Consider the following 7416-nt stretch of genomic DNA (forward strand, 5'->3'; position numbering starts at 1 on the left):
TTCACCGACCTCGACACCCCGGTGCCCCAGAAGGACCAGCACGGCCTTCGCCTGGCCCTTCACCTCGCCCTTCACCTCGCCCTCGGCACGGAGCTGCTGGGCGGTCTGTGACTGGAAGAAGGAGAGGTCCATCAGTCCGCGGTCCCGGGCCCATCGGCCGGTGCGAACACCTCGGCCGCCGACCTCGCCGTGAGAGCCCTCTTCAGCCACACGTCCAATACCCCGGTGTCACCACAGCCGACGATCCGCTCCCGGTCCTCTTCACCGACCTCGACACCCCGGTGCCCCAGAAGGACCAGCACGGCCTTCGTCTGGCCCTTCACCTCGCCCTCGGCACGGAGCTGCTGGGCGGTCTGTGACTGGAAGAAGGAGAGGTCGACGGCCATGAGATGCCTCCAGAGATCCGCGGCCTGCGTCGTGCCGACGGGTGGGGGGAAGGCGACGCCGAGGTTCCTGGCGACGCGCGCGAAGAGGCCCGGTTCCTGCTGGAAGATTCGGTGCAGGGCCTCATGGGATGAGCTGACCATGGGGCGAACCTACGGAGGGCATGGCATGTGCCGCCCGCATATGGCCCTCTCTTCGCACGATCGAGCGACCGTGCGAGTGCGTAAGTTGACGCCCACGCAGCGAAAGGGCCCGTACGACCGAAGTCGTACGGGCCCTCTCAGGTGCTCGCAAGCAGGAGCTACCAGGTCAGATCAGCAAGCTCACTTGTTGATCTTGGTGACCTGGCCGGCGCCCACGGTCCGGCCACCCTCACGGATGGCGAACTTCAGGCCCTCCTCCATGGCGACGGGCTGGATGAGCTCCACCTTCATCTCGGTGTTGTCACCCGGCATGACCATCTCGGTGCCCTCGGGGAGGGTCACGACGCCGGTCACGTCCGTCGTACGGAAGTAGAACTGCGGGCGGTAGTTGTTGAAGAAGGGGGTGTGACGGCCACCCTCGTCCTTCGACAGGATGTAGGCCTGGGCCTCGAACTCGGTGTGCGGGGTGACCGAGCCCGGCTTGATGATGACCTGGCCGCGCTCGACGTCCTCGCGCTTGATGCCACGAAGCAGCAGACCGACGTTCTCACCGGCCTGGCCCTCGTCGAGGAGCTTCCGGAACATCTCGATGCCGGTGACCGTGGTGGTGGTCTTCTCCTGCTTGATACCGACGATGTCGACGGTCTCGTTGACCTTGAGGATACCGCGCTCGATACGACCGGTGACGACGGTGCCACGACCGGTGATCGTGAAGACGTCCTCGATCGGCATCAGGAACGGCTTGTCGACGTCACGCTCGGGCTGCGGGATGTTCTCGTCCACGGCCTTCATCAGCTCGAGGACGGAGTTGCCCCACTCCTTGTCGCCCTCGAGGGCCTTGAGCGCCGAGACCTTGACGACCGGCAGGTCGTCGCCCGGGAACTCGTACTCGGAGAGCAGCTCACGAACCTCGAGCTCGACGAGCTCCAGGATCTCCTCGTCGTCCACCATGTCGGCCTTGTTCAGGGCGACGACGATGTACGGGACGCCGACCTGGCGGGCCAGGAGCACGTGCTCCTTGGTCTGCGGCATCGGGCCGTCGGTGGCCGCGACCACGAGGATGGCGCCGTCCATCTGGGCCGCACCCGTGATCATGTTCTTGATGTAGTCCGCGTGACCGGGGCAGTCGACGTGGGCGTAGTGACGCGCCTCGGTCTGGTACTCGACGTGCGCGATGGAGATGGTGATACCGCGCTGGCGCTCTTCGGGAGCCTTGTCGATCTGGTCGAAGGCCGAGGCCTCGTTCAGGTCCGGGTACGCGTCGTGCAGCACCTTGGTAATGGCGGCCGTGAGGGTCGTCTTACCGTGGTCGATGTGACCGATGGTGCCGATGTTGACGTGCGGCTTAGTCCGCTCGAACTTCGCCTTCGCCACTGGGGTCCTCCTGTGGAGTGGTTCTGTACGCCTTACTTCGACGGCGCCAGGTGATCTTTGCTGGGAAACCCGGGCCCGGGGCATTCCGCCAGGGTGGCGGCGGAATGCCCGCTTGCAGGCTCCGGGGTCAAGCCTAAAGCGTGGATACGGAGTCCGTTGAACGGAGCCCCTTACTCGCCCTTGGCCTTCGCGATGATCTCCTCGGCGACGTTCCGCGGAACCTCGGCGTAGGAGTCGAACTGCATGGAGTAGCTGGCACGGCCGGACGTCTTGCTGCGCAGGTCGCCGACGTAACCGAACATCTCCGAGAGGGGCACGAGGCCCTTCACGACGCGGGCACCCGCCCGCTCCTCCATGGCCTGGATCTGGCCACGGCGGGAGTTGATGTCGCCGATGACCTCACCCATGTAGTCCTCGGGCGTGGTGACCTCGACGGCCATCATCGGCTCCAGGAGCACGGGCGAAGCCTTGCGCGCGGCCTCCTTGAAGGCCTGCGAACCGGCGATCTTGAACGCGAGCTCGGACGAGTCGACCTCGTGGTAGCCACCGTCGATGAGCGTGACGCGGACGCCCGTCATCTCGTAGCCGGCCAGGATGCCGAACTGCATGGCCTCCTGGGCGCCGGCGTCCACCGAAGGGATGTACTCCTTCGGGATGCGGCCACCGGTCACCTTGTTCACGAACTCGTAGGAGGCGTCGCCGCCCTCGATCGGCTCGATCGCGATCTGCACCTTGGCGAACTGACCGGTACCACCGGTCTGCTTCTTGTGGGTGTAGTCCACGCGCTCGACGGTCTTGCGAATCGTCTCACGGTAGGCGACCTGCGGCTTACCGACGTTGGCCTCGACCTTGAACTCACGGCGCATACGGTCGACCAGCACCTCGAGGTGCAGCTCGCCCATACCACCGATGATGGTCTGGCCCGTCTCCTCGTCCGAGTGGACCTGGAAGGACGGGTCCTCCTCGGCCAGGCGCTGGATCGCGACGCCGAGCTTCTCCTGGTCGCCCTTCGACTTGGGCTCGATGGCGACCTGGATGACCGGCGCCGGGAAGTCCATGGACTCCAGGATGACCGGGTTCTTGTCGTCGGACAGCGTCTCACCGGTGGTGGTCTGCTTCAGGCCCATGACGGCGACGATGTCACCGGCGCCCACCGACTCGATCTCCTCACGCTTGTTGGCGTGCATGCGGTAGATCTTGCCGATGCGCTCCTTCTTGCCCTTGACGGAGTTCAGCACCGCGGTGCCGGACTGCAGGCGGCCCGAGTAGACCCGGACGAAGGTGAGCTTGCCGAGGTGCGGGTCGCTCATGATCTTGAACGCGAGGGCGGCGAGGGGCTCGTCCTCCGACGGCTTGCGCTTGACGACGACCTCGGGGTCCTTGACGTCGTGGCCTTCGATGGCCTCGACGTCGAGCGGGGTCGGCAGGTAGCGCACGACCGCGTCGAGCAGGGGCTGAACGCCCTTGTTCTTGAACGCGGTGCCGCAGAACACGGGAGTGACGGTGGTGCTGTCGCTCTTGCCGGACGCGATGGTGATACGGCGGATGGCCGCGTAGAGCTGCTCCGCGGAGGGCTCGGTGCCCTCCAGGTACAGCTCCATCAGCTCCTCGTCGTTCTCCGCGACGGCCTCGAGCAGCTTGCCGCGCCACTCCTCGGCGGCCTCGGTGTGCGTGGCCGGGATGTCGACGACGTCGTACATCTCGCCCTTGGCCGCCTCGGCGGACCACACGAAGGCCTTCATCGTCACGAGGTCGACGACGCCCTTGAAGTCGGCCTCGGCACCGATCGGCAGCTGCATGACGAGCGGCTGCGCACCCAGGCGGTCGCTGATCATGTCGACGCAGCGGTGGAACTCGGCGCCCGTGCGGTCCAGCTTGTTGACGAAGCAGATCCGCGGCACGCCGTAACGGTCGGCCTGACGCCACACCGTCTCGGACTGCGGCTCGACACCGGCGACACCGTCGAACACGGTCACGGCACCGTCGAGCACACGCAGGGAACGCTCCACCTCGACGGTGAAGTCGACGTGTCCCGGGGTGTCGATGATGTTGATCGTGTAGTCGTTGTCCTCGAGCGGCCAGTGACAGGTGGTCGCAGCAGACGTGATCGTGATGCCACGCTCCTGCTCCTGCTCCATCCAGTCCATCGTGGCGGCGCCGTCGTGGACCTCACCGATCTTGTACGACACACCGGTGTAGAACAGGATCCGCTCGGTGGTGGTCGTCTTGCCCGCGTCGATGTGGGCCATGATCCCGATGTTGCGGACCTTGGCCAGGTCAAGTGAAGTGGTAGCCATAAGGCTTCGGTCTTCTCTCGGTCTCGATGTGGGTAGCGACTACCAGCGGTAGTGCGCGAAGGCCTTGTTGGACTCGGCCATCTTGTGCGTGTCCTCGCGCTTCTTCACAGCGGCACCGAGGCCGTTGGAGGCGTCGAGAAGCTCGTTGAGCAGACGCTCGGTCATGGTCTTCTCGCGACGGGCGCGGGAGTAACCGACCAGCCAGCGCAGCGCCAGGGTGTTGGCACGACCGGGCTTGACCTCGATCGGAACCTGGTACGTGGCGCCACCGACACGGCGGGACTTGACCTCGAGGGTCGGCTTGATGTTCTCCAGGGCGCGCTTCAGCGTGATGACCGGGTCGTTGCCGGTCTTCTCGCGCAGGCCCTCCATGGCGCCGTACACGATGCGCTCGGCGGTGGAGCGCTTGCCGTTCAGCAGCACCTTGTTGATCAGGGAGGTCACCAGAGGAGAACCGTAGACCGGGTCGATGATGACCGGGCGCTTCGGGGCGGGGCCCTTACGAGGCATTCTTACTTCTCCTTCTTGGCGCCGTAGCGGCTGCGGGCCTGCTTGCGGTTCTTGACACCCTGGGTGTCGAGGGAACCGCGGATGATCTTGTAGCGAACACCCGGCAGGTCCTTCACACGGCCGCCGCGCACGAGCACGATGGAGTGCTCCTGCAGGTTGTGCCCCTCACCCGGAATGTAAGCGGTGACCTCGATCCCGCTGGTCAGACGCACACGCGCGACCTTACGCAGGGCCGAGTTCGGCTTCTTCGGGGTGGTCGTGAACACACGCGTGCAGACGCCGCGACGCTGGGGCGAACCCTCGAGTGCGGGCGTCTTGTTCTTCTCGACCTTGTCCTGCCGGCCCTTCCGGACCAGCTGCTGGATCGTAGGCACTACTTCTCCGGTTTCTGTGTGCCGAATGGTGAAGCTAACCTGGAACGTCACCGACCCACGCGGTCGGGTGTGTCGAATCCTGCGGACTCCCGCCGCGAGGCAGAAGAAGGCGCTGAATCACGGTGGCCGTTTCACAGCCCCCGGTGCGGTGTGAGATGGCACGCACGAAGGCCAGGGCACACCCCAGGCACAAGGTCTGAGCGTACCTACCTCACGGACTCCGGTCAAAACAAATGGAACGCCGCCCGGGAAGCCGGACTCCTCCCGCTTCGCCCGGCCGGATTTCCGAACCCTTCCGAACGGTCCGTAACCGGGCACCCCGCCGCCGGCTGCCGCCCCGACCGATCCACGGGATTCCGGAGCCGCCCGCAGCCGTCCGGGGCCTCCCGGAGAGCCGTCCATCGCCGTTCAGGGCGCCGTCCGGGGCCCTCCGGGGACGTCGTCCATCGCCATGCGTCACAGTCCGCGGCCGTTGACGCCCCCCTTCGCCGGTCGGCGGCCGATTCGACGGCCGGTCGATGGCGGACCGGTGGCCGTATCGATGGCCGGTCGATGGCGGACCGGTGGCCGTATCGATGGCCGTGTCGATGGCCGATTCGCCGTGTTGGCCGGATCGCGCTCTTCACATGTGCGGCGCTCAGTACTTTGATCCGTCCGCCGCAGACGAACGGGGGGTTCAGCCTGATGACATCGGCGCCGTACGGACCGGACGACAGCCGTCTGGAGGACCGGGTGCCTTTCCTGGCCCGTCTGGAGGCTCAGGAAAGAACCGCGCTGCTCTCGCTCGGCCGCGAGCTGCACTTCGCTCCCCGAGTCGTCCTGCTGCACCAGCGCGAGCCGTCCTCGCACGTCCTGCTGCTGGTCCAGGGCTGGACGAAGGTCACGGCCGCGGCGGCCAACGGCTACGAGGCGCTGCTCGCCCTGCGCGGCGCCGGCGACGTCGTCGGCGAGTCGGCCGCGCTGACCGGGCGTCCCCGGTCGGCGACGGTGACCGCGCTCGAGCCGGTGCGGGCGGTGGCCGTGGAGCACCTGCGCTTCAAGGACTTCCTGGGTCACTCCCCCGCGGTCTCCTTCGCCCTCCTCGGCCTCACGGCGGACCGCACCCGGGCGGCGGACCGGCGCCGCCTGGAGTTCGCGTCGATGAGCGTCCGCCAGCGTTTCGCGGTCCTGCTGCTCGACCTGGCCCGCAGCCACGGCCGCCGTACCGAGGAGGGCATCGAGCTCGCCGTGCCGCTCAGCAAGCAGGAACTCGCGGGCTCGGTCGGCGCGTCGCGGGAGATGGTGCAGCGGCTGCTGCGGGAGCTCCGCGAGAAGGAAGCCGTCTCCACCGGCCGCCGCACCCTGCTGATCCTCCGCCCCGGCATCCTGCGCCGCATCGCCGCCACCGACCAGCCGGGCCCGGCCGTCCCGTCCCCTCAACGCCCGAGCGAGGTCTGATCCGGCTTCCATTCAGCCCCTCCGGCAATTGAGGAGCGGGGTCCGGGGCGGAGCCCCGGGACGGGACGGGAAGGGGCGGCGGGGGCGGAATCACCTGGCCAGTCCCCCCGCGCACCCGCCCATCCCACCAGGCGAACCCCGCCGACGTCCGCCTCCGCCCCACGCGGTGTTCTGTGCACACGGTCACAGTTCCAGTGGGTCATCCGCCCTCACGCCCCACTCCCCGCTCCCGACACTCTGCTGCCCTGCCCTGCCCCGCCATCCCCACCGTTTCGAAAGGCGACCATGACCGACCCCGTGAGCCGCACGATCCTGTTGCTGGACATCGAGAGGTTCAGCGACCGGGACGACGTGGAGCAGGCGTATCTGCGGCGCATTCTGTACGACGTCACCGACCGCGCGCTGGAAGCGGCCGGCATCGACGAGACCCTGCGCATGCGGGCCGACCGCGGTGACTCGGTGATGGAGCTGATCGACGCGAACGCCCCGGTCACGGCGCTGCTGCGAGCCCTGCTCACCGAGGTGCCCGCACAGTTGCGGGCCGTCAACCGCATGGCGTCCCGCTCCGCGCAGATCCGCCTGCGCGGTGTCGTCGCCAGCGGGTACGTGGCCGTCGACCGCCACGACGGCTGGGTCGGCTCCGACCTGAACCACGCCTGCCGCCTGCTGGACGCCGCCCTGCTCCGCGCCGCCCTGCGGGAACGCGACGACGACTTCGCCCTGTGCGTCTCGGACGCCCTGTACACGGGTGTCGTACGGCACGACCACCCCGGTGTTCCGGCCGCCGGCTTCCACCGCGTGACGGTGGACAGCAAGAACGGCCCGCTGACGGCGTGGCTGCACGGCCATGTGCCGGAGGTCTCCGGCACACGCGGCGGCGAGCACGGCGACGACCCC

Annotated in this window: 7 protein-coding genes; 2 read left to right on the top strand and 5 right to left on the bottom strand. The window is 67.5% G+C overall.

All coding sequences use genetic code 11. The features are described from left to right. Positions 1-131: 131 nt before the first annotated feature. From B9S61_RS43215 to rpsL, 5 genes are all read right to left on the bottom strand, one after another. Complete coding sequence (locus tag B9S61_RS43215; RefSeq protein WP_103546613.1) at positions 132-527, bottom strand: hypothetical protein; 396 nt, start codon at positions 525-527, stop codon at positions 132-134. Between the two features lie 180 nt (positions 528-707). After that, on the bottom strand, positions 708-1901 hold the full coding sequence (tuf, locus tag B9S61_RS40025) for an elongation factor Tu (protein ID WP_103546614.1): 1194 nt from the start codon (positions 1899-1901) through the stop codon (positions 708-710). A gap of 170 nt (positions 1902-2071) precedes the next feature. Continuing rightward, entirely contained in the window at positions 2072-4198 is a 2127-nt protein-coding gene (gene fusA, locus B9S61_RS40030) for an elongation factor G (RefSeq protein WP_103546615.1), read from the bottom strand. A 39-nt stretch (positions 4199-4237) separates the two neighbouring features. Beyond that, positions 4238-4708 (bottom strand): 30S ribosomal protein S7, encoded by a 471-nt coding sequence (rpsG, locus tag B9S61_RS40035; RefSeq protein ID WP_003974303.1) that lies wholly within the window; start codon positions 4706-4708, stop codon positions 4238-4240. A gap of 2 nt (positions 4709-4710) precedes the next feature. Beyond that, positions 4711-5082, bottom strand: a complete 372-nt coding sequence (gene rpsL / locus B9S61_RS40040; RefSeq protein ID WP_003948652.1) for a 30S ribosomal protein S12 — start codon at positions 5080-5082, stop codon at positions 4711-4713. A 684-nt stretch (positions 5083-5766) separates the two neighbouring features. On the opposite strand from rpsL, the gene B9S61_RS40045 reads away from it, so the two are divergent. Beyond that, positions 5767-6519 carry a Crp/Fnr family transcriptional regulator gene (locus B9S61_RS40045; RefSeq protein ID WP_103546616.1) on the top strand — a complete coding sequence of 251 codons (753 nt, stop codon included), beginning with the start codon at positions 5767-5769 and terminating at the stop codon, positions 6517-6519. Positions 6520-6804: 285 nt separating this feature from the next. After that, on the top strand, positions 6805-7416 hold a 612-nt coding region (locus B9S61_RS40050; protein ID WP_103546617.1), incomplete at its 3' end, for a hypothetical protein.

Origin of the sequence: Streptomyces sp. SM1, from assembly GCF_002910825.1 — a bacterium.
GTDB classification, from domain to species: domain Bacteria; phylum Actinomycetota; class Actinomycetes; order Streptomycetales; family Streptomycetaceae; genus Streptomyces; species Streptomyces okerensis.

Bases quoted from the DNA above. Each gene is read 5' to 3' on its own strand.
- B9S61_RS43215 (WP_103546613.1), bottom strand. From the start codon at position 527: ATGGTCAGCTCATCCCATGAGGCCCTGCACCGAATCTTCCAGCAGGAA.
- rpsG (WP_003974303.1), bottom strand. From the start codon at position 4,708: ATGCCTCGTAAGGGCCCCGCCCCGAAGCGCCCGGTCATCATCGACCCG.
- fusA (WP_103546615.1), bottom strand. From the start codon at position 4,198: ATGGCTACCACTTCACTTGACCTGGCCAAGGTCCGCAACATCGGGATC.
- B9S61_RS40045 (WP_103546616.1), top strand. From the start codon at position 5,767: ATGACATCGGCGCCGTACGGACCGGACGACAGCCGTCTGGAGGACCGG.